Source organism: Streptomyces sp. JN8 (genome assembly GCF_055808075.1).
Map to the genome: position 1 here is coordinate 5250473 of NZ_CM147852.1, position 20593 is coordinate 5271065.

The following is a 20593-nucleotide window of genomic DNA, read 5'->3' on the forward strand; positions in this document are numbered from 1 at the left end:
TCGGTGAATGAACTCTAGGTCTCTCACGGTACCAGCTGAGTTCATTCAATGAACCTGGAGTGGGTACGATGGTCCGCATGGCTCTCGGCAAGGACTACGCCCACCAGCAGTGCTCCATCGCCCGCGCCCTCGAGGTCGTCGGAGAGCGCTGGACCCTGCTCGTGGTGCGCGACGCCTTCTACGGCGTGCGCCGATACAACGACTTCCTCGTCCACCTCGGCGCCCCCCGCGCCGTCCTCGCCGCCCGCCTCCAGGCCCTCGTCGAGGCCGGCGTCCTCGAACGGCGGCGCTACCAGGAATCGCCCCCGCGCGACGAGTACGTCCTCACCGAGCGCGGACTCGCGCTCTGGCCCGTGCTGCGCTCGCTCGGCGCCTGGGGCCGGGGCGAGGCGCCCGGAGGCGTGGCCGTCCGCCACTTCCACCACGCCGACTGCGGCACCGAACTCGGCCCGTACGGCGAGTGCCCCGCCTGCCGCCTCCCCGTGCCGCCCGCGGACGTCGAGATGCGGCCGGGCGCCGGGCTCGACCGGGACCCCGCCGACCCGATCAGCCGCGCCCTCGTCGCACCCCGCCGCCTCCTCGTCCCCCTGGACCACCCGAACGACTGACACTTCCCCCCGATCGCGCGGCACCGGGAACTCCGGGCGCGCCCCGAACGTCCTCCCGGTGGGAAAGCCGAGCGAGGCCCGTGGAAGGGGGTGGCGGAATGACGGCCGGGAGCATCGCCCTGCGCGTCCTCGCGCCGCTGTTCTTCCTCCTCGCCCTCGCCGATCTGCTCCTCGCCGACGGCGGTGGCGTCCCCGCCGCCGTCGCGCTCGCCGCGACCACCGTCGTCTGCGCCCTGTTCGGAGCCCGTACGGCCCCGGCCGTACCGCCCACCGCCGTGCGCACCGCCCTCCGCGACCGCGAGCGGCGCACCGCCTTCCTGCCCCAGCGCGACCCCGACGCGGCGGGCCGCCGCAGACCCCGCGCTCCCGGCCGTCCCCTCCCGACGGCCGCGTAGGGAGCCCCCGCACCATCCCCGGGGAGCGCGCACCGCACAGGGCGCGCGCCCCGCACCGGACACCCCTCACGCGGATCCGTCATGCCGAGACCCGACCTCTCCCCGGCACGACGAGACCCCACGGAGGGCTCCCCATGTCCGCCATCCTTTCCGCCTTCGGTTCCCTGGTCGAGCGGCTCGCCGACCTGCTCCAGCCGCTCTTCGCCGGCACCGCCACGGCCGCCGCGATCGTCCTCTTCACCCTGCTCGTGCGGCTCGCGGTCCACCCGCTGTCCCGGGCCTCGGCGCGGGGGCAGAAGGCCCGCACCCGGATCGCCCCGGAGCTGGCCGCGCTCCGCAAGAAGCACGCCAAGAACCCCGAGAGGCTTCGGAAGGCGGTCACCGAGCTGCACGCGCGGGAGAAGGTCTCGCCGTTCGCCGGGATCCTGCCCAGCCTGCTCCAGGCGCCCGCGTTCCTGCTGATGTACCACCTGTTCTCCGGCGACCGGATGGCCGGGCACACCCTGCTCGCCGCCCCCCTCGGCGACCACTGGGCCGACGCCCTCTCCCACGGCGGCCCCTTCGGACCGGCCGGCCGGGTCTACCTGGTCCTCTTCGCGCTCGTCGCCGCCGTCGCCACGTACACGTACCGGCGCACGAGGGCCCAGCTCGCCGCCCAGCCGCTGGACCTGGGGCAGCCCACGCCGGGTGCGGGCACCATCGCCAAGGTGATGCCGCTGCTCTCCTTCGCCACCCTGATCACGGTCGCCGTCGTCCCGCTCGCCGCCGCGCTCTACGTGGTCACGAGCACCACCTGGACCGCCGCGGAGCGGGCCTTCCTCTTCCGCGAGAGGAGCGAGAAGGAAGGGCCCGCTCCGCTTGCTACTCGCGCGTAAGGGTCCAGTGGCTGAACGGGGTCTTGCAGACTGACCCATTCTCTTGGAGGATCGACCAATCCTCCGATGGCCGCACTCCATCGGCCGGGGTACCTCAGGGCCCTTTCCCGGGCCCGCCTCGACCACAGGGAGAAGTCCATGAAGCTGCTGCGTGTCGGCCCGCCGGGAGCCGAGCGTCCCGCCCTGCTCGACCAGGACGGGACGCTCCGCGACCTGTCCGCGCTGGTCGACGACATCGACGGCAGTCTGCTCGCCGACGCCTCCGCCCTCGACCGGGTACGGGCCGCCGCCGGTGCCGGCGTGCTGCCCGCGCTCGACGCGACCGGACTGCGCGTCGGTCCGCCCGTCGGCCGGATCGGCAAGGTCGTGTGCATCGGGCTGAACTACCACGGGCACGCCGCCGAGACCGGCCAGGCCACCCCCGCCGAGCCCGTCGTCTTCCTCAAGGCCGCGGACACCGTCGTCGGCCCCGACGACACCGTCCTCGTACCGCGCGGCTCGGTGAAGACCGACTGGGAGGTCGAGCTCGCGATCGTCATCGGCCGCACCGCGCGCTACCTGGAGACCGACGAGGAGGCCCTCGCGCACGTCGCCGGCTACGCCGTCGCCCACGACGTCTCCGAGCGCGAGTTCCAGATCGAGCGGGGCGGCACCTGGGACAAGGGCAAGAACTGCGAGACCTTCAACCCGCTCGGCCCGTGGCTCGTCACCGCGGACGAGGTGCCGGACCCGCAGGCCCTGGGCCTGCGCCTCTGGGTCAACGGCGAACTCAAGCAGGACGGCCACACCTCGGACCAGATCTTCCCCGTCGCCGAGGTCGTCCGGTACGTCAGCCGGTTCATGACGCTCCACCCGGGCGACATCATCAACACCGGCACCCCCGCCGGCGTCGCCATGGGGCAGCCGGAGCCCAAGCCGTACCTGCGCGCCGGGGACGTCGTCGAGCTGGAGGTCGAGGGCCTCGGCCGCCAGCGACAGGAGCTCAAGGACGCCTGATCCGGGCCTGGTGTCGGGGGGCCCGGCTTCCGGGCCCCGGCCTCGGCCTCGGCCCTCGTCCTTTAGACCCGCTCCCGGCGGAACGGTGGCGCCCCGCGCGGGGCGCCACCGCCGTCCGTCGTCGGCGGGCGACCGTGCGGTGCGTCAGTCGGTCCCGGCGGTGGGCGGCGTGCCCGGGGTGTACGAGGCGAGAAGGAGCTCCAGCGCCTCGACGACCATGGCGTGGTCCTCCAGCTGCGGAAGTCCCGAGACCGTGACCGAGCCGATCACCCCCGCGCCCTCGACGGCGAGCGGGAACGCGCCGCCGTGCGCCGCGTACCGGTCCGGGTCGAGACGCGAGGACGCCTCGAACGTCGTCCCCTTGGCCCGGAACCGGGCGCCGACCAGGAGCGAGCTCACGCCGTACCGCTCGACGACCCGCCGCTTGCGGTCGATCCACGCGTCGTTGTCCGCACTCGACCCCGGCAGCGCGCAGTGGAAGAGCTGCTGCGGCCCGCGCCGGATGTCGACGGCCACCGGCGCGCCGCGCTCGCGCGCCATGCCGACGAGCAGCCCGCCGAGCGTCCAGGCGTCCTCGTACGTGAAGCGGGGGAGGACCAGTCCGGCCTCCTGGGCCTCCAGATCGTTCACCTCCGGCTCGCTCACAGCGCCACCGTGATCCCCTCGCGGGCGGACCGCCGCGCCGCCTCCAGGACGTCGAGCGCGGCCGCGGCCTCGTGCGCCGTCACCGGGTTCGGGCCGGTGCCGCGCAGGGCGGCGGCGACGGCCGCGTAGTACGCGGGGTAGTCGCCCGGCAGCGACTCGACCGGGGTTCCGCCGCCGGTCAGCGGCGACTCGCCGGCGCCGAGCCGCCCCCACAGGTCCTCCCGTTCCACGCCCCACGCCGTGCCCGGCTCCGGCCGCAGCCCCTCGCGCAGGGCCGCCTCCTGCGGGTCGAGCCCGTACTTCACGAAGCCCGCGCGCTGCCCGAGCACCCGGAAGCGGGGCCCGAGCTGGGCGGTCGTGGCACTCACGTACAGGTGCGAGCGCACGCCGTTCGCATGGGTGAGCGCGAGGAAGGTGTCGTCGTCGGCCTCGGCGCCCGGCCGGCGGACGTCCGACTCGGCGTACACGGAGACCACCGGGCCGAACAGGACCAGGGCCTGGTCGACGACGTGGCTGCCGAGGTCGTAGAGCAGGCCGCCGATCTCCGCCGGTGCGCCGGACTCGCGCCAGCCGCCCTTGGGCAGCGGGCGCCAGCGCTCGAAGCGGGACTCGAAGCGCTGGACCTCGCCGAGCGCCTTCTCGTCGAGGAGCCGGCGGAGGGTCAGGAAGTCGTTGTCCCAGCGACGGTTCTGGAAGACGGAGAGCAGCAGGCCCCGCTCCTCGGCGAGGGCCGCGAGGGCGCGGGCCTCGGCGGCGGTCCCGGCCAGCGGCTTGTCGACGACCACCGGCAGGCCCGCCTCCAGGGCGGCGGTGGCGATCGCGACGTGCGTCTTGTTCGGGGAGGCGACGACCACCAGGTCGAGCTCGTCCGCCGCTCCGTCCGCCCACAGCTCCTCGGGGGCGGCGACGACCCGGACGCCCGGGTACGCGGCGCGGGCCTCGGCGGCCCGCTCGGGGTTGCCGGTGGTCACGGCGGCGAGGACCAGGTCCGCGGAGGCGGCGATCAACGGGGCGTGGAAGACGGAGCCCGCGAGGCCGTAGCCGACGAGGCCGACGCGGAGGGGGGTGCGGGGAGTGCCAGTCATGCCCTCACTTAAACAACGGCGTTGCCAAAGTGCAAGCGGCAGCGACAATGGGCAGGTGGAGACGGATCTGATCGGAGTGGTGCAGTGAACGTGCCGGCCCTGCGCAGCCCCAACGCGGCGCTCGTCCTCGACCTGCTCCGCACGGCGGGCGAGGCCGGGATCAGCCGCCTGGAGCTCGCCGAGCGGACCGGGCTCACCCCGCAGGCCGTCAGCAAGATCACGGCGCGGCTGCGGTCCGAGGGCCTCGCCACGGAGGCCGGCCACCGCGCCTCGACCGGCGGCAAACCCCGGACGGTCCTGCGGCTCGTGCCCACCGCGGGGTACGCCGTCGGCGTCCACCTCGACCGCGACGAGCTGACCACCCTCCTCACCGACCTCGCGGGCACGGTCGTCGCCCGGCGCACCCGCGCCGTGGCCCTGGGGGAGGGCGCGGAGCCCGTCCTGGCGGCGGTGGCGGAGGAGGTACGGGCCCTGACGGCGGGCTTCGCCGCCTCCGGGACGTACGCGTCCGAGGCCACCGCCGGGCCGCGCGCCGACCATGCGCGGGGTTTCACCGCCGGGTCGCACCGCGACCAGGTACGGAATCCCGCTCCCGGGCCGCGCGTCGACCCGGTACCGGATCCCGCTCCCGGGCCGCGCGTCGACGACGTACCGGACTCCGTCCCCGGGCCGCGCGTCGACCCCGTACCGGACTCCGTCCCCGGCTCGCTCCCCGCGCCCGTTCTCGGTGTCGGGGTCGCGATGCCCGGGCCGCTCGACCACCGCGCCGGAGTGCCCGGCCGGGTGACGGGCTTCCCCGAGTGGGACGGCCACCCCGTGCGTGAGGAGCTGGCCCGGCGCATCGGGCTGCCCGTCGTCCTCGACAAGGACACCAACGCCGCCGCCCTGGGCCTCGCGGTCCGCCCCGCCGCCCCCTCCTCCTTCGCGTACGTCCACCTCGGTACGGGTCTCGGCGCCGGTCTCGTCCTCGGCGGGGCCCCGCTCCGCGGCGACAGGACGGGGGCCGGCGAGCTGGGCCACCAGACCGTCCAGCTCGACGGGCCCGTGTGCGGCTGCGGCGGTCGCGGCTGCCTGGAGGTGCTGTGCCTCGCGGCCGTCGCGCGCGGCGAGGAGGCCGAGGCCGCGCGGATCCTCGGCGCGGGCGCCGCCAACGTCGTACGGCTCCTCGACATCGACGAGGTCCTGCTCGGCGGCCGGCTGGTCCTCGCCGCGCCCGAGGTGTTCGCGGGCGGGGTGCGGGAGGTGCTCGCCGGGCTGGGCCTGACGGCTCCGGTGCGCGTGGCGGGGGACCGGGACGCCGTGGCGGAGGGCGCGGCCTGGCTGGTCCTGGCCCCGCTCTTCGGCGGCGGGTCGGCACCGCGGGCGGCCTGAGCCCGCCCGGCGCCTGGGTGCAGCCGGCCGCCGGTCTCCGCCGGTCCCGCCCCGGTGCGATCGTCGGCCCATCGGCCCAGGCGACCATCGGTCGAGACGTTCATCAGTCCAGACGTCCATCAGCCGAAACGCCCATCGGACCGTACGACTGTAGGCCGATCGGGCGGATCGGCCGGGCCGTCCGGGGGTGGTCGCGGTGTCGCCGTCCGGGCCCCGGGCCCGCGGCATGGCAGCGTCGCGGCCGACCCGTACGCCCGCGAGCAGCGAAGGCCCTCACCCCATGCCCTCCGCACCCCTGCGACCCCGCACCCCCCGATCCCTGGCCGCGGCAGCCGTGCTGGCGGCCACCGCGACGGCCCAGCTCGCCCTGGCGCCGCCCGTCCCGGCCGCGCCCGACCCCTCGGCGCCCCCCGCGACCGCTCCCGCCCCGGCGCAGGCCGCCCCCGCCATTCCCGCCCCGGATCCCCCCGCGCCCACCTGCGGCGCCTCCTCCGGATCCGCGTTCCCCCTCGACACCCGGATCCAGGGCGGTCCGTCGGAGTACCCGGCCGGCGGCGGCCTCCAGGAGTGGAAGCTCGACCTCACCAACACCACCGACGGACTCTGCTCCGGCATCCACCCCGTGCTCGTCCTCACCGACGAGCAGGGGCGGCTGCGGCCCGAGCAGATCCGGTTCGAGTTCTACGACGGCGGCGCCGCGCGCTGGCGGCCGGTGGCCTTCGAGGCGACCGAACAGGCCGAGAACGTCGGTGCGTTCACCGGCTTCGACGGCTTCGTGGTGCCCTCGAAGGAGACCCTCTCGGTCTCCGTGCGACTCGGCTTCCGCCCGGAGGCCGCCCCCGACGAGGTCGTCGTGAAGGCGGCGATCGTCCAGCGCCGGGGCGCCGACGGGGACTGGGTCGGCGAGTCGGACGACTACCGGCTGACCGTGGGCCCCGCCGCCCCGGCCCCCTCCGCCGGCACCGAAGAGCCCGCACCTGACACATCCGGCTCGTCCGCCCCGGCGACCCCCTCGCGGCCCCCCACCGCGAGCCCCCGCCCGCCGGGCACCGCCACCGCGAACCCCGACGACCTCGTGCTCGCCGGGCCGGACGACGAACTCGCCAGCACCGGAAGGGAGTCGGAGAGGAAGGCCGCGCTCGTCGCCGCGCTCGCGGGCGGACTCGTCGTCCTCGGCGCCGCACTCGTGCGTATCGCCCGCCGCCGCCGGCACCGGTGAGACATGCCGCGTACACCTTCCCGTTCATCCCCGTCTGCGACCATCCCCCGGTGAACTACCAGAACACCCCCGGCACCCCGGGCGCCCCCGTGAACTCCGGCATCCCGGAGCACGGCCGCGTGCCCAAGTACTACGCCGTCAAGGCCCGACTGGCCCTGATGGTGGACGAGTTGGGGGAGGGCGGCCTGCTGCCCACCGAGCGCGACCTCGCCGTCCGCTACGAGGTGTCCCGCGAGACCGTCCGGCAGGCGCTGCGCGAACTCCTCCTGGAGGGAAGGCTGCGCCGCCAGGGCCGGGGCACGGTCGTCGCGGGCCCCAAGCTGGAACAGCCCCTGTCGCTCGCGAGCTACACGGAGGGCGTCCGCCGCCAGGGCCGTCGTCCCGGCCGCGGCCTCATCTCGCTCGACCGGTTCCCCTGCCCGGAGGCGCTCGCCCCCGAGGTCGGTGCCGAACGCGGCGAGCCCGTCTGGCACATGGAGCGCGTGCTGCTCGCCGACGACGAGCGCGTCGGCCTGGAGAGCACGTACGTCTCCGAGGCCCGCGCCCCGCACCTGGACACCGAGTTCGACCCGGACTCCTCCTTCTACGCCTACCTCCACGACCGCCTCGGCATCTCCTTCGGCGACGCCGACGAGCGCATCGAGACGGTGCTGGCGACCCCGCGCGAGGCCCTTCTCGTCGGCACCCCGCCGGCGCTGCCGATGCTGCTGCTCCACCGCGTCTCGCGGGACACCGCGGGCCGCCCCCTGGAGCGGGTCCGCACCCTCTACCGGGGTGACCGGTTCAGCTTCACGGCCCACCTGGGCCGACAGGGCTGAACGAGGGCCGCGACGGGGTCGGCGGCGGGGGCGGCGACGCGGCCCGCGGGACGGGAAGGGCGTGGGAGGACGGCGGGGAAGGGCGGGGGAGGATGGCGGGCGAACGGAGCCGCCCACTTCGCTCTGGGGTCACGAGAAGGTAACGGGTCTGGTCCAACCTTGGCGGGCCGTTCACCGTCCCGTCGCCCACCGGCCCCGTCCGGGCCACCCGTTCCCAGGACCGTCGACGGCATGAAGGTGATCGTCGTAGGAGCCGGCGTGGTGGGAACCATGCACGCCTGGCACGCAGTGGAACGCGGCCACGAGGTCGTACACATCGAGCGCGAGGCCGAGGCGCGCGGAGCCTCCCTCCGGAACTTCGGGCAGATCTGGGTGAGCGGACGGGCGGGCGGCGAGGAGCTGGACACCGCCCTGCGCGCCCGGGAACTCTGGGAGGCGATCGGCGCCCGCGTCCCCGGCCTGGGCTTCCGGGCCATCGGCTCGCTCACGCCGGTGCGCAACGAGCTGGAACGCGCCGTCGCCGAGGCCGCGGTGGCCCGCCCCGACGCCGCCGCCCGCGGCTACAAGCTGCTGACGGCCGGCGAGGCCCGGGCGGTCAACCCGGCCCTGCGGGGCGCGTTCGAGGCGGCCCTCTGGTGCGAGCGGGACGCCGCCGTCGAGCCCCGCCCCGCGCAACTCGCGCTCCGCGAGGCCCTCCTCGCCACCGGGAGGTACACCTTCCTCCCGGACCGGGAGGTCCGCGACGTCGTCGGCGAGGACGCCGTCCGCGACGACCGCGGAGAGGTGCACCGCGGCGACGCCGTCGTGCTGTGCACCGGCGCCGCGCTCTCCGGCCTCGTCCGCGAGGTCGCCGGCGAGATACCCGTCCGCCGGGTGCGGCTCCAGATGATGCAGACCGACCCCCTCGGCGAGGCGCTCACCACCTCCGTCGCGGACGCCGACTCCTTCCGCTACTACCCGGCCTACGCCTCCGGGGCCCTGGACTCCCTCCGGGCCGCGCAGCCGCAGGACCCGACCGCCGCCGCGCACCGGATGCAGCTCCTCATGGTGCAGCGCCTCGACGGCGGACTGACCATCGGCGACACCCACGAGTACGAGCACCCCTTCGCCTTCGACACCCTCGAAGACCCCTACGAGCACCTCACCCGCGTCGTCGAGTCCTTCCTGGGCCGCCCGCTGCCGAGGATCAGGCGGCGCTGGGCCGGGGTGTACGCGCAGTGCGCCGACACCGCCCGGGTCGTCCACCGCCAGCGGGTCCGCGACGGCGTGTGGCTGGTGACCGGGCCGGGCGGCCGGGGCATGACCTGCTCGCCCGCCATCGCCGAGACGACCGCGAACGAACTGGGCTGGTGAACCGCATGAGCACCCACACGAAGAACCTCGTCGTCCTCGACATGGCCGGCACCACCGTCGCCGACGGCGGCCTCGTCGAGCAGGCCTTCACCGCCGCCGCCGAGCGCCTCGGCGAGGACCCCGCCTCGATGATCGACTACGTCCGCGCCACGATGGGCGAGTCCAAGATCTCCGTCTTCCGCCACCTCTTCGGCGGTGACGAGACCCGCGCCCAGCAGGCCAACCTCGCCTTCGAGGCGGCCTACGGCGAACTGGTCTCCGCCGGCCGGATCGCCCCGGTACCCGGAGCCGCCGAGGCCATCGCCGAACTGACCGGCCAGGGCCGCCGGGTGGTCCTCACCACCGGCTTCGCCCGGGTCACCCAGGACGCCATCCTCGACGCGCTCGGCTGGCGGGGCCTGGTCGAGCTGACCCTCTGCCCGGCGGACGCCGGCGGCCGCGGCCGCCCGTACCCGGACATGGTCCTCGCGGCCCTCCTCCGCACCGGCGCCGTGGACGACGTCCGGCAGCTCGTGGTCGCGGGCGACACCTCGTACGACATGCTCAGCGGGGTCCGCGCCGGCGCCGGGATCGTCGCGGGCGTCCTGACCGGCGCGCACGACGAGGCGGCGCTCAGGGAGCACGGCGCGACGCACGTCCTGGACTCGATCGCCGGACTTCCCGCACTGATCGGGGAGTCGGAGGCATGACCAGCGGCATCCGCTTCGACGCCGTGTCCGTCGCCTACGGCGGCACCACCGTCCTCGACCGGCTCGACCTGACCGTCGAACCCGGCGAGGTCATGGCCCTCCTCGGCCCCTCGGGCTCCGGCAAGACCACCGCGCTGCGGGCCGTCGCCGGGTTCGTCCGGCCGGCCTCCGGGCGGGTGTTCATCGGCGACCGCGACGTCACCGGCCTCCCGCCGTACAAGCGGGGCATCGGCATGGTCGTCCAGCAGTACGCCCTCTTCCCGCACCTGCGGGTCGCGGCCAACGTCGCCTTCGGCCTGAAGGCGCGGAAGGCGCCCAGGGCGGAGATCCCCGGCCGGGTCGCCGAGGCCCTGGAGATGACCGGCATGGCGGCCTATGCCCACCGGTACCCGCGGGAGCTCTCCGGCGGCCAGCAGCAGCGGGTCGCGATCGCCCGCGCGCTCGCCATCCGGCCCGAGGTCCTCCTCCTCGACGAGCCGCTGTCCGCACTCGACGCGCAGCTGCGCTCCGGGATGCTGGCCGAACTGGCCCGGCTCCACCGCGAACTGCCCGACGTGTCGATCCTGTACGTCACCCACGACCAGGTCGAGGCGCTGACCCTCGCGGACCGCATCGCCGTCATGGACAGGGCCCGGCTCCAGGACTGCGGCACCCCGCAGGAGCTCTACCGCCGGCCGCGGACGGAGTTCACGGCCTCGTTCGTGGGCAACGCCAACCTGCTGCCGGTGACGGTCGGCACGGCCGGCGTCGTCCTCGACGGGACGCCGCTGGAGGTCCCGGTCGCCGGCGCGGCCGCCGGGTCGGCGGCCACCCTCTGCGTACGCCCCCACCTGGTCGGTCTCGGCGAGGGCCCGAACCCGCTGCGGGGCCGGCTCGCCGAGGTCCAGTGGCGCGGCTCCACCCACCGCCTCCTCGTCGAGGTCGGCGGGCACCGCGTCACGGCGGACGTCCGCGAGCTGCGGGAGGCGCCGGTCCTCGGCGCCGAGGTGACGCTGCACTTCGCGCCCGAGGACGCGGTGCTGCTGGCCGCGGGGGTGAGCGATGACCACTAGGGCCCCGCGCCGCACCGAGGAGCAACCGCCGACCGGCGACCGCCCCGGCGTCCCGCCGACCGGCGACCGCCCCGGCGTCCCGCCGACCGAAGCCGGCCCCGGCCTCCCCCCGGCCGAAGCCGCTCCCTGCCTCCCCCCGGCCCGGACCGGTGAGGCGCCCGCCGCCCCCGCGCACCGCCCGTCCGCCGACCGGCGCGCCGGGCCCGCCCTGCTCTGGGCCCTGCCCCCCGTCGCGCTGCTCGCCGTCGTCTTCCTCTACCCGCTCGCGCTCGTCGTCCAGGAGTCCCTGGCCCCCGGCGCGTACGGCGACGTCCTCGGCTCCGCGTCCTTCCGTGACGCGCTGGTCACCACCGTGTGGCTCGCCGTCGCGTCCACCGCCGGATGCCTCGTCCTCGGCTTCGCGCTCGCGGTCGTGATCGCGTTCGTGCCGTTCCCCGGCGCGAAGGCGGTGGCGCGGTTCATCGACGTCTTCCTCTCCTTCCCGTCCTTCCTGATCACGCTCGCCCTGCTGTTCCTCTACGGCACCGTCGGCATGGCCAACGGCGTCTGGACCGACGTCACGGGGGACCCCTCGGGCCCCTTCGGGTTCCTGACCACCCCGTGGGGCGTCCTCCTCGCCGAGATCACCTACTTCACGCCGTTCGTGATGCGCCCGCTGCTCGCCGCCTTCTCGCAGCTGGAGACCGCCCAGCTGGAGGTCGCGTCCTCGCTCGGCGCCCGGCCGGCGCGGATCGTCCGGCAGGTGATCCTGCCGGAAGCGCTGCCCGCGCTCGCGGCGGGCGGCAGCCTCGTCCTCGTCCTCTGCCTCAACGAGTTCGGCATCGTGCTCTTCACCGGGGCCAAGGGCGTCACGACCCTCCCGATGCTCGTCTACAGCAAGGCCATCCTCGAATCCGACTACGCGGCCGCCTGCGTCGTCGCCGTCGTCAACGTCGCCCTCTCCGTGGGGCTCTACGTCCTCTACCGGGGGGTGAGCCGCCGTGCTGGTGCATAGCCGTACGGGCAGGTGGACGGCCTGGGTCGCGTTCGCCGTGCTGTTCGTCCCGCTCTTCGCCCTCCCGCTGCTGGTCGTCGTCGCCGCCTCGTTCGCCACGCACTGGTCCGGCGCCCTCCCCTCCGGGCCGACCACCGGCCACTACGCGGCCGCCGTCCGCGGGGAGTCCCTCCAGGCCCTCACCACCAGCCTGGTCACCGCCCTCGCCGCCAGCGCGACCGCGCTGGCCGCCGGCACCTGGGCCGCGCTCGCCGGGGCCGCGCTCGGCAGGAGGGGCAAGCGGATCCTCGACGCGCTGTTCATGCTGCCGGTCGCCGTGCCGTCCGTGGTCGTCGGCCTCGCCGTCCTGGTCGCGTTCTCGCAGCCGCCGCTGCTCCTCAACGGCACCCGCTGGATCGTGATCCTCGCGCACACCGTGCTCGTCACGGCCTTCGCCCACCAGTCGGTGTCGGCCGCGATCCAGCGGCTCGACCCGATGTACGAGCAGGCGGCGGCCGGCCTCGGCGCCCGCCCCTCGTACGTCCTGCTCCGGGTGCGCCTGCCGCTCCTGCTGCCCTCCCTGAACGCGGCCGCCGGACTCTGCTTCGCCCTGTCCATGGGCGAGTTGAGCGCCACGATGATGCTCTACCCGCCGGACTGGATGCCGCTCCCGGTGCTCGTCTTCACCGCCACCGACCGCGGCTCCCTCTTCACCGGATCGGCGCTGGCCGTGGTCCTCATGGCCACGACCCTGCTGGTCCTGCTCGCCGTCTCCCGCATCCGGACCAGGGCCTCCTTCCGCTAGAGGCCGCTCCCCGGAACCATCCCCCGCTCCCCGGAGCCTTCCCCACCCCCGATTCCCCCGCCCTTCCCCGGCCCCGTTTCCCCCGCCCTTCCCCGTAGCCAGAGATCCTCAGGAGAGAACGACGTCATGCGTCCCTACGCCAAGCCGATCGCCGCCGTCACCGGCTCCCTCGTCCTCGCCGCCGGCCTCACCGCCTGCGGTGGCACCACCGCCGCCTCCGACGCGAAGACCGTCACCGTCTACAGCGCCGACGGCCTCAAGGGCGAGGCGGGAGACGGCTGGTACGACAAGGTCTTCGCCGACTTCGAGAAGAAGACCGGCATCAAGGTCGAGTACGTCGAGGGCGGCTCCGGGGAGATGGTGCAGCGCGCCCTCCGCGAGAGGAGCAACACCCAGGCCGACGTCCTCGTGACCCTGCCGCCCTTCATCCAGCAGGCCGGCTCCAAGGGCCTGCTCCAGAAGTACACCCCGCAGGGCGCCGACCAGGTCGGCGGCGGGGACAAGGCGGCCGACGGCACCTGGACCTCGGTCGTCAACAACTACTTCGGCTTCGTCCACAACAAGAAGGAGCTCCCCACGGCCCCCACGTCCTGGGAGGACCTGCTCGACGGCAGGTTCAAGGACAGGCTCCAGTACTCCACCCCGGGCGTCGCGGGCGACGGCACCGCCGTCCTCATCAAGGCCATGCACGACTTCGGCGGCCGGGAACCGGCCATGGAGTACCTCAAGAAGCTCCAGGCCAACAACGTCGGCCCGTCCTCCTCCACCTCCAAGCTCGCCCCCAAGGTGGACAAGGGCGAACTCCTCGTCGCCAACGGCGACGTGCAGATGAACTTCGCCCAGTCCAAGTCCATGCCGAACCTCGGCATCTGGTTCCCGGCCAGGGGCGCGGGGAAGCCGACCACCTTCGCCCTGCCGTACGCGGCCGGCCTGGTCGACAAGGCCCCGCACACCGAGAACGGCCGGAAGCTCCTCGACTTCATGCTGACCGAGGGCGCCCAGCGCCAGGTCAGCGCCGTCGGCGGCGGCTTCCCGGCCCGCAAGGACGTCAAGGCGACCGACGCCAACGCCATCGAACTCGCCCGGCTGATGGAGGGCGTCGAGGTCTTCGAACCGGACTGGGCCGACATCGACGAGAACCTGAAGACGTACGTCGACGCGTGGAAGTCCGCGACCGGCAGCTGAGAGTTCACCGTACGCCCCTGGAATGCCCCCGTTGATCGCGGAAGGATAACGGGTACGGACCAACGCCCCTGAGAGATCAGGGGCGTTGACGTGCGTCCGCCATCCCGTCGCCCCCGCCCCCGCCCCACGAAGGAGCCCGACATGCCCGTCACCGGCATTCCCCGCCGCACCGTGCTCGCCGCCGCCGGCGCCACCGCGGCCGTCGCCGCCACCGGCCTCGCCACCGCCCCCGCGGCCCGTGCCGCCGCCGCGCCCACGCTCCCCGACGGCACCAGCAAGGACAAGGTGCTCGTCGTCGGCATGGACGGCCTGCGTCACGACCGGATCGACGCGGCCAAGGCCCCGCACCTCAAGTCCCTGATGGCGAACGGCACCTACGGCCGCTCCCTGCTCTACGCGAACCCGATGGCCGCGACCTCCTCGGGCCCCGGCTGGTCCACCATCTCCACCGGCGTCTGGCCCGACAAGCACGGCGTCAAGGACAACACCTTCACCGGCAAGAACTACGGCCAGTACCCCGGCTTCCTCGCCCGCCTGAACCAGGTCCGCCCCGGGCTCTCGCTCTTCGCCGCCGTCGACTGGCCCGAGCTCGACACCCACGGCACCGTCACCCCCGGCGCCGACGCCAAACTCGTCTACGACAACGACTACGTCGTCAACGACCTCGTGATCACCGACATCACCGAGGACGTCCTCCGCAACCAGAACCCCGACGTCCTCTTCGTCTACTTCGGCGAGACCGACGAGATCGGCCACAACCACGGCGCCGCCAGCCCCCGGTACACCGACGCCATCGACGTCCAGGACGGCTACCTCGGCCGGCTGCTCACCGCGATCAAGGCCCGCCCCTCGTACGCCACCGAGCGCTGGACCGTCATCGTCACCACCGACCACGGCCACACCGACGGAGGCGGCCACGGCGGCTCCTCCATCGAGGAGCGCCGCACCTTCGTCCTCGCCCAGGGCCCCGGCATCGCCGCCGGCGCCCGCCCCATCGACACCCGGCTCGTCGACGTCGCCGCCACCGTCTTCCGCCAGCTCGGCATCACCCCCGCCGCGTCCTGGGGCCTCGACGGCAAGCCGATCCAGGAGCGGTCCACCGACCCCTTCGACACCCTCCAGGGCTCGCTGACCGGGCGCGTCGACGAGACCGTCATCCCCGCCGGCGTCCTCGGCTTCACCCGCACCGCGCCCAGCGGCTGGTCCGTCATCGACAACGCCATGGGCACCGGCGGCATGACCGAGTGGCGCGGCTGGTCCTTCGCCACCGACGAGTTCTGGTCCCGCACCCAGCGCGACCAGTCCCGCGAGCTGAACGTGCGGGCCCGCGGCGTCTTCGCCGTCGCCGACTCCGACGAGTGGGCCGACAAGGCGTTCTCGGGGACGTACGACTCGACGCTGGTCACCCCGGCGTACAGCGTCACGGGCGCCACCCGGGTCACCCTGGACTTCACCACCCTCTACCGCCAGGAAGGCGGCCAGACCGCCCAGGTCCAGGCCGTCTTCAACGGCGGCACGCCGACCGTCGTGAAGAACTACACCGCCGACGTGATCTCGCAGCCGCAGTCCCTCACGGTCGCCGTCCCGGCCGGCGCGTCCACCGTGGGCTTCCGCTTCCGCTACACCGGCGCGAACAACTGGTACTGGGTGATCGACGGGGTCAGGGTCACGGCTTCCTGACTAGGCTGGGGGCGTCGCCACAGCGCTGTCGCGGCGCCCCAGCACACCGCACTTGCACGGCAGGAGTCCCGCACCCATGGCAGAGCGCAAGCCGATCGAATCCTGGCTGACCGACATGGACGGCGTCCTCATCCACGAGGGCGTGCCGATCCCCGGCGCCGACGCGTTCATCAGGAAGCTGCGGGAGACCGGGAAGCCCTTCCTGGTCCTCACGAACAACTCGATCTACACGGCCCGCGACCTGCACGCCCGGCTCGCCCGGATGGGCCTGGAGGTCCCCGTCGAGAACATCTGGACCTCGGCCCTCGCCACCGCCAAGTTCCTCGACGACCAGCGCCCCGGCGGCACCGCGTACGTCATCGGCGAGGCCGGCCTGACCACCGCGCTGCACGACATCGGGTACGTCCTCACCGACCACGACCCGGACTACGTGGTGCTCGGCGAGACCCGCACGTACTCCTTCGAGGCCATGACGAAGGCGGTCCGGCTCATCAACGCCGGCGCCCGCTTCATCTGCACCAACCCCGACGAGACCGGCCCCTCCCTGGAGGGCCCGCTGCCCGCCACCGGCTCGGTCGCCGCCCTCATCACGAAGGCCACCGGCAAGGACCCGTACTTCGCGGGCAAGCCGAACCCGCTCATGATGCGCACCGGCCTGAACGCCATCGGCGCCCACTCCGAGACCAGCGCCATGATCGGCGACCGGATGGACACCGACATCCTGGCCGGCCTGGAGGCGGGCATGCAGACGTACCTGGTGCTGACCGGCCTGACGACGCAGGCGGAGATCGACCGCTTCCCGTTCCGCCCCTCCAAGATCGTCAAGTCGATCGCGGACATCGTCGACCGGGTGTAGCGGCCCCCCGCCGGCCCCCTGCGGATGCGAGAAGCCCCGATCCGGGTGACCCTGCCTGTATCAGGAGGTCACGATGCGTTCAGGTCCCATTGCTCTCGGTGCCGCAGGGGCGGCCCTCGTGCTCGTGCTGGCACCCGCGGCCGGCGGCGCGTACGCCCACGACGGGGTGAAGGTCACCGTCACCCCATCCACCGCGGCACCCGGCGCCGACATCGACGTCCGCGTCCAGGGCTGCAAGGGCACGACGGGTGCCGCGAAGTCCCCGGCGTTCGTCGCCGACGCGGAACTCACCGGCCGGGACGGCGGCGGCGCCCCGCTGTTCGGCGACACCACGGTGAAGACCCGGCTGGAGAACGGCACGTACAAGGTCAGCGTGACCTGCGACGGCCACGACCACCCGGACGTCGGCAGCGTGCGCGTCGAGCGCTCCAAGCCGACGCACGAGCCGACGCACCGGCCGACCCACGAGCCCACGCACCGGCCCACGGACGAGCCGACTCATCGGCCGACCCACCACGCGAGCCCGGTCGCCCCGGTGCGCGCGGGTGGCGGCGGCACCGCCGCGTTCGCCGCCCCGGCCGCGCCCGGGGTCGCCCAGACCACCAGCGAGAGCGGCCTCGGCACCCCGTACACCCTGCTGGGCCTCGGCCTGGCGGCCGTCGCCGCCGTGGCGGTCGCGTTCCGCAGCTCCCGCCGCCGGACGGCCGACACGGACACCGGCACGGGTCCGGGCACGGAGTGACGGTGGCGTCCGGCTCCCGCCCGGCGGGCACCGGGCGACTCGTCACCGGCGTGGCCTGGGCGCTGCTGCTCCTCGGGCTCTGGCTCTGGGGCCGGGAGGTCACCGAGGGGCCGGGCGGGAGCTCCGGGCCGACCACCGGGGACATCGCCGCGGTCGGCCGCCCGTTCGGCACGGCCCTGCCGCCGGCCCGGGACCCGCTGGCCCCCGTCGCGCCGAGCCGGGTCGAGGTCCCCTCCCTCGGCATCGACGCGCCGGTCGTGGCGCGCGGCCTGGACGACACGGGGGCGATCGACCCGCCGCCGTACGAGATGCCGCACACGGTCGGCTGGTTCGGCGCCGGCACCCGGCCGGGCGCCGCGGGCCCGGCCCTCCTCGTCGGCCATGTCGACACCGAGACCCGCCCGGCCGTCTTCTACGGCCTGAGCGCGGCCCGCGCGGGCGCGAAGGTCCGCGTCACCCGTACGGACGGATCGGTCGCCGAATTCACGGTCGACGACGTCCAGGTGTACCCGCGGGAGCACTTCGACGCGAGCAGGGTCTACGGGGCGAGGGACCCGCGCCGTGCGGAACTCCGCCTGATCACCTGCGGCGGCACGTTCGACCGCGAGACGAACGCGTACACGGCGAACGTGGTGGTCTCGGCGTACCTGACCTCGGCGACGCACTGATCCCCCGGGCGCTCACGGCGCTCGGCCCCGGGCTACGGCCCTCCACTACGGCCCTCCACCGCCCGGCCCCGCGAGGCCGGGCGGCGGCGCTTTCGGGCGCATTCGCGTCGAGGCGACGGCTGCGTCGAGGTGACGGCCGCGTCGCGGTGACGGCCCCGCCGAGGTGACGGCCGCGTCGACCGGACTCCGGCCGGCGGCGCCGCGTCCCGCGTCGGCCGCCGGCCGGGTCGGTCCTCCACCGTGGGGCTCGCGGACGCGGGAGGGGTCCGGTGCCGCCGCGGGAGGTCGAGGTTCCGGCCACTGTAAGGGCCCCGCCCCGCCCGGCCCAGAGCCCTGCCGTGTCACCTGGCTCACGACCGCCCCGCCCCGCGGACGCCTCCGAAACGAGCAAGACCCCCTCACCATCGGTGAGGGGGTCTTGACTCTGCGTGCGCCGCCAGGGACTCGAACCCCGGACCCGCTGATTAAGAGTCAGCTGCTCTAACCAACTGAGCTAGCGGCGCTTGCTGACAGAGAGAACTCTACCCGACGTCCGGGTGTGCTCCTGACCAATTACGGTCACCACCGGCCTGTCGGATGGTCGTATGAGGCCTTCGATCCGTCAAAATGCGATTTGTCCAGACAGTTGAGACACTGACGCCCATATCCAAGGGTCGAAAGATCTTGACGAGTGTGGAGGGGATTCGCATGAGCGTGCCGGTCTTCGTGGAGTTCGAGCCCGCGGCGGACTGCGGCTGCCCGGGGTGCGCCCGGCAGCGGCGCGACCTCGCGCTCGGCCTGCCGGTCCGGGTGGGCGGCCACCCGTCCGCGCACGGCGCGCGCCGCGCCCTGGTCCTGGTGACGGCCGCGGGCGTCGCGCTCGGCGGCGGCGGGGCCGCCACGGCGACCGCCCTCCCGCGGCCCGCGGCGCCGATCGAGCCGGCGGAGTCGACGCACGCGTCCGTCCGGGCCGCCCTCCCCCAGCCCGACACCCCGCAGGGCGGCCGCGAGCCCCTGCACGGCGCGCCCGGCCCCGGCGGCCAGGCCGTTCCGGGCATCAATCCGACGACCGGTCAGGTCGCCCCCGGCACGCTCCGGACGACGAGCCGCGCCGACATCATCAACCGGGCCAAGCTGTGGGTGGCCGCCCAGGTCCCCTACTCCATGGAGAAGTACTGGTCCGACGGTTACCGCCAGGACTGCTCCGGCTACATCTCGATGGCCTGGAACCTCCGCAGCAACGAGTGGACCGGCAGCCTCGACCGCTTCGCCGACCGCATCGACCGCACCGAGCTCCAGCCCGGCGACATCCTGCTCTTCCACAACCCGGCGAACCCGACCCGCGGCTCGCACGTCACGATCTTCGGCGGCTGGAGCGACTACACGCACACGTCCTACGTCGCCTACGAGCAGACCAGGCCGCAGACGCGGAGGCAGCAGACGCCCATGGCGTACTGGGCGAACTCCGACCGGTACGTGGCCTACCGCTACAAGGCCGTCGTCAGCGCCGGCTCCGGCAGCGCCGGGGGCCCGGCCCCCGCGGTCACGCCGTACCCCGGCGCGGCCATGTTCGGTCCCGGTGCCGACAACGCGTACGTCACCCAGCTCGGCCGGCTCCTCGTCGACCGCGGCGGGAAGGCGTACTACCGCCAGGGCCCCGGCCCGAAGTGGGGCGAGGCCGACCGGCGCGCGACCCAGGCGTTCCAGCTGGCCCAGGGCTGGAAGGGCAAGGAGGCCGACGGTCTGCCCGGCCCCGAGACGTGGAAGCTCCTCGTGACCGGCAAGGGCCGGAGCATCGGCGGTTCGAGTGGTTCGAGCGGGTCGAGCGCGAATGCGACGGCGTTTCCCGGGCGTGGCGCCTTCCGTCCGGGCCAATCCAACGCATATGTGGAGAAGCTGGGCAAACAACTGGTGAAGCGGGGCTTCGGCAAGCACTACCTGTCGGGACCCGGTCCGCGCTGGACGGAGGCGGACCGCCGCAACGTCGAGGCGTTCCAGCGGGCGCAGGGCTGGCGCGGCGCGGCGGCCGACGGCTACCCGGGCCCGGAGACCTGGCGGCGCTTGTTCCGATGACCCCGAGAGCATGAGGTGGACCCGAATGACGGCATCGACCCCGAACCCCGCGGATTCCGGCGCGGCGGCCTCACGTGACGCGGCCCGCACGGCCCGCCGCCTGACGGACGGCACGCTCCCGCGGACGTCCCCTCCCCAGGGCGCACCCCCGGGCACCCCGCCGATCCGGCGGGGGACGCCGTCCCCCGCATCGGCGGACCCGGCGGGCGGGGCCGAGCCGGGCGAGAGCGGTCCGGGGGAGCGCGCGCCGGGGGAGGGCGCGGTGGGCGAGCGCCGACCGGCGGAGAGCGGTCCGGGGGAGAGCCGACCGGCCGCGGGGGCGCCGGTGACGGGCGCGTCCGCGGCCGACGCACCCGCCACACCGGCCTCGGAGCGTCCGGCCCCGGAGCGCCAGGGCGCCGGCCGCGAGCCGTCCGAGGACGAGGCCGCCGACCGCGCGACGCTCGACCGTGAGGCCGCGGACCGCGCGGCCGCCGACCTCGGGACTCCTGAACGTACGACCCCTGAACGTACGACGACCCCTGAC

At 74.4% G+C, this 20593-nt stretch carries 20 protein-coding genes and 1 tRNA gene; 18 read left to right on the top strand and 3 right to left on the bottom strand.

The genetic code is table 11. The features are described 5' to 3' along the window. The first annotated feature begins 77 nt into the window (after positions 1-77). From ACY0MR_RS23175 to ACY0MR_RS23190, 4 genes are all read left to right on the top strand, one after another. On the top strand, positions 78-608 hold the full coding sequence (locus tag ACY0MR_RS23175; protein WP_388798368.1) for a winged helix-turn-helix transcriptional regulator: 531 nt from the start codon (positions 78-80) through the stop codon (positions 606-608). Positions 609-706: 98 nt separating this feature from the next. Further along, positions 707-1003, top strand: coding sequence for a DUF6412 domain-containing protein (locus ACY0MR_RS23180; protein ID WP_392863644.1), 297 nt, complete (start codon positions 707-709; stop codon positions 1001-1003). A gap of 134 nt (positions 1004-1137) precedes the next feature. Next, positions 1138-1878 (top strand): YidC/Oxa1 family membrane protein insertase, encoded by a 741-nt coding sequence (locus ACY0MR_RS23185; RefSeq protein ID WP_473555098.1) that lies wholly within the window; start codon positions 1138-1140, stop codon positions 1876-1878. A 138-nt stretch (positions 1879-2016) separates the two neighbouring features. Beyond that, positions 2017-2874, top strand: coding sequence for a fumarylacetoacetate hydrolase family protein (locus ACY0MR_RS23190; protein ID WP_392043330.1), 858 nt, complete (start codon positions 2017-2019; stop codon positions 2872-2874). Between the two features lie 144 nt (positions 2875-3018). On the opposite strand, the gene ACY0MR_RS23195 is transcribed toward ACY0MR_RS23190, so the two are convergent. Then, complete coding sequence (locus tag ACY0MR_RS23195) at positions 3019-3519, bottom strand: heme-degrading domain-containing protein (RefSeq protein ID WP_404082758.1); 501 nt, start codon at positions 3517-3519, stop codon at positions 3019-3021. After that, positions 3516-4604: a Gfo/Idh/MocA family oxidoreductase gene (locus ACY0MR_RS23200; protein WP_392863641.1), complete on the bottom strand. Its 1089-nt coding sequence runs from the start codon at positions 4602-4604 to the stop codon at positions 3516-3518. The genes ACY0MR_RS23195 and ACY0MR_RS23200 overlap by 4 nt, the downstream gene beginning before the upstream one ends. A gap of 84 nt (positions 4605-4688) precedes the next feature. Here ACY0MR_RS23200 and ACY0MR_RS23205 point away from each other — a divergent pair, with 84 nt between their 5' ends. From ACY0MR_RS23205 to ACY0MR_RS23265, 13 genes are all read left to right on the top strand, one after another. Beyond that, positions 4689-5975, top strand: a complete 1287-nt coding sequence (locus ACY0MR_RS23205) for an ROK family transcriptional regulator (protein ID WP_473555102.1) — start codon at positions 4689-4691, stop codon at positions 5973-5975. A gap of 280 nt (positions 5976-6255) precedes the next feature. Next, positions 6256-7194 (top strand): hypothetical protein, encoded by a 939-nt coding sequence (locus ACY0MR_RS23210; RefSeq protein ID WP_473555104.1) that lies wholly within the window; start codon positions 6256-6258, stop codon positions 7192-7194. A 50-nt stretch (positions 7195-7244) separates the two neighbouring features. Beyond that, on the top strand, positions 7245-8012 hold the full coding sequence (locus ACY0MR_RS23215) for a GntR family transcriptional regulator (RefSeq protein ID WP_473555107.1): 768 nt from the start codon (positions 7245-7247) through the stop codon (positions 8010-8012). Between the two features lie 231 nt (positions 8013-8243). After that, positions 8244-9365, top strand: a complete 1122-nt coding sequence (locus tag ACY0MR_RS23220) for a TIGR03364 family FAD-dependent oxidoreductase (RefSeq protein ID WP_388798393.1) — start codon at positions 8244-8246, stop codon at positions 9363-9365. A gap of 5 nt (positions 9366-9370) precedes the next feature. Then, positions 9371-10054, top strand: coding sequence for a phosphonatase-like hydrolase (locus ACY0MR_RS23225; protein ID WP_388798396.1), 684 nt, complete (start codon positions 9371-9373; stop codon positions 10052-10054). Beyond that, entirely contained in the window at positions 10051-11106 is a 1056-nt protein-coding gene (locus ACY0MR_RS23230) for an ABC transporter ATP-binding protein (RefSeq protein ID WP_388798399.1), read from the top strand. Before ACY0MR_RS23225 ends, ACY0MR_RS23230 begins: the two co-directional genes overlap by 4 nt. Continuing rightward, positions 11096-12100, top strand: a complete 1005-nt coding sequence (locus ACY0MR_RS23235) for a 2-aminoethylphosphonate ABC transporter permease subunit (protein ID WP_473555113.1) — start codon at positions 11096-11098, stop codon at positions 12098-12100. Before ACY0MR_RS23230 ends, ACY0MR_RS23235 begins: the two co-directional genes overlap by 11 nt. Then, positions 12087-12884, top strand: coding sequence for an ABC transporter permease (locus ACY0MR_RS23240; protein ID WP_404082739.1), 798 nt, complete (start codon positions 12087-12089; stop codon positions 12882-12884). Before ACY0MR_RS23235 ends, ACY0MR_RS23240 begins: the two co-directional genes overlap by 14 nt. 126 nt (positions 12885-13010) lie before the next feature. Next, complete coding sequence (locus tag ACY0MR_RS23245) at positions 13011-14069, top strand: 2-aminoethylphosphonate ABC transporter substrate-binding protein (RefSeq protein ID WP_388798408.1); 1059 nt, start codon at positions 13011-13013, stop codon at positions 14067-14069. Between the two features lie 141 nt (positions 14070-14210). Further along, positions 14211-15749 carry an alkaline phosphatase family protein gene (locus ACY0MR_RS23250; RefSeq protein WP_404082734.1) on the top strand — a complete coding sequence of 513 codons (1539 nt, stop codon included), beginning with the start codon at positions 14211-14213 and terminating at the stop codon, positions 15747-15749. A 76-nt stretch (positions 15750-15825) separates the two neighbouring features. After that, the gene (locus ACY0MR_RS23255; protein ID WP_361854989.1) at positions 15826-16605 is read left to right on the top strand and encodes an HAD-IIA family hydrolase; all 780 of its coding nucleotides are present in this window, start codon (positions 15826-15828) and stop codon (positions 16603-16605) included. A 73-nt stretch (positions 16606-16678) separates the two neighbouring features. After that, a complete protein-coding gene (locus ACY0MR_RS23260; protein WP_392863630.1) occupies positions 16679-17347 on the top strand; it encodes a PT domain-containing protein in 669 nt (222 codons plus the stop codon). Further along, entirely contained in the window at positions 17344-18015 is a 672-nt protein-coding gene (locus ACY0MR_RS23265; protein WP_403313460.1) for a class F sortase, read from the top strand. Before ACY0MR_RS23260 ends, ACY0MR_RS23265 begins: the two co-directional genes overlap by 4 nt. Positions 18016-18444: 429 nt before the next feature. Here ACY0MR_RS23265 and ACY0MR_RS23270 read toward each other — a convergent pair. Next, a tRNA-Lys gene (locus tag ACY0MR_RS23270) sits at positions 18445-18518 on the bottom strand. A 184-nt stretch (positions 18519-18702) separates the two neighbouring features. Between ACY0MR_RS23270 and ACY0MR_RS23275 the strand changes: the two genes are divergently transcribed. Next, on the top strand, positions 18703-20067 hold the full coding sequence (locus tag ACY0MR_RS23275; protein ID WP_473555118.1) for a peptidoglycan-binding protein: 1365 nt from the start codon (positions 18703-18705) through the stop codon (positions 20065-20067). The last annotated feature ends 526 nt before the right edge of the window (positions 20068-20593 follow it).

Excerpts from the sequence above, each read along its gene's own strand:
- ACY0MR_RS23250 (WP_404082734.1), top strand. The coding sequence starts at position 14,211 with ATGCCCGTCACCGGCATTCCCCGCCGCACCGTGCTCGCCGCCGCCGGC.
- ACY0MR_RS23260 (WP_392863630.1), top strand. The coding sequence starts at position 16,679 with ATGCGTTCAGGTCCCATTGCTCTCGGTGCCGCAGGGGCGGCCCTCGTG.
- ACY0MR_RS23235 (WP_473555113.1), top strand. The coding sequence starts at position 11,096 with ATGACCACTAGGGCCCCGCGCCGCACCGAGGAGCAACCGCCGACCGGC.
- ACY0MR_RS23245 (WP_388798408.1), top strand. The coding sequence starts at position 13,011 with ATGCGTCCCTACGCCAAGCCGATCGCCGCCGTCACCGGCTCCCTCGTC.
- ACY0MR_RS23200 (WP_392863641.1), bottom strand. The coding sequence starts at position 4,604 with ATGACTGGCACTCCCCGCACCCCCCTCCGCGTCGGCCTCGTCGGCTAC.
- ACY0MR_RS23230 (WP_388798399.1), top strand. The coding sequence starts at position 10,051 with ATGACCAGCGGCATCCGCTTCGACGCCGTGTCCGTCGCCTACGGCGGC.
- ACY0MR_RS23175 (WP_388798368.1), top strand. The coding sequence starts at position 78 with ATGGCTCTCGGCAAGGACTACGCCCACCAGCAGTGCTCCATCGCCCGC.
- ACY0MR_RS23190 (WP_392043330.1), top strand. The coding sequence starts at position 2,017 with ATGAAGCTGCTGCGTGTCGGCCCGCCGGGAGCCGAGCGTCCCGCCCTG.
- ACY0MR_RS23275 (WP_473555118.1), top strand. The coding sequence starts at position 18,703 with ATGAGCGTGCCGGTCTTCGTGGAGTTCGAGCCCGCGGCGGACTGCGGC.
- ACY0MR_RS23180 (WP_392863644.1), top strand. The coding sequence starts at position 707 with ATGACGGCCGGGAGCATCGCCCTGCGCGTCCTCGCGCCGCTGTTCTTC.
- ACY0MR_RS23255 (WP_361854989.1), top strand. The coding sequence starts at position 15,826 with ATGGCAGAGCGCAAGCCGATCGAATCCTGGCTGACCGACATGGACGGC.
- ACY0MR_RS23185 (WP_473555098.1), top strand. The coding sequence starts at position 1,138 with ATGTCCGCCATCCTTTCCGCCTTCGGTTCCCTGGTCGAGCGGCTCGCC.
- ACY0MR_RS23210 (WP_473555104.1), top strand. The coding sequence starts at position 6,256 with ATGCCCTCCGCACCCCTGCGACCCCGCACCCCCCGATCCCTGGCCGCG.
- ACY0MR_RS23225 (WP_388798396.1), top strand. The coding sequence starts at position 9,371 with ATGAGCACCCACACGAAGAACCTCGTCGTCCTCGACATGGCCGGCACC.
- ACY0MR_RS23220 (WP_388798393.1), top strand. The coding sequence starts at position 8,244 with ATGAAGGTGATCGTCGTAGGAGCCGGCGTGGTGGGAACCATGCACGCC.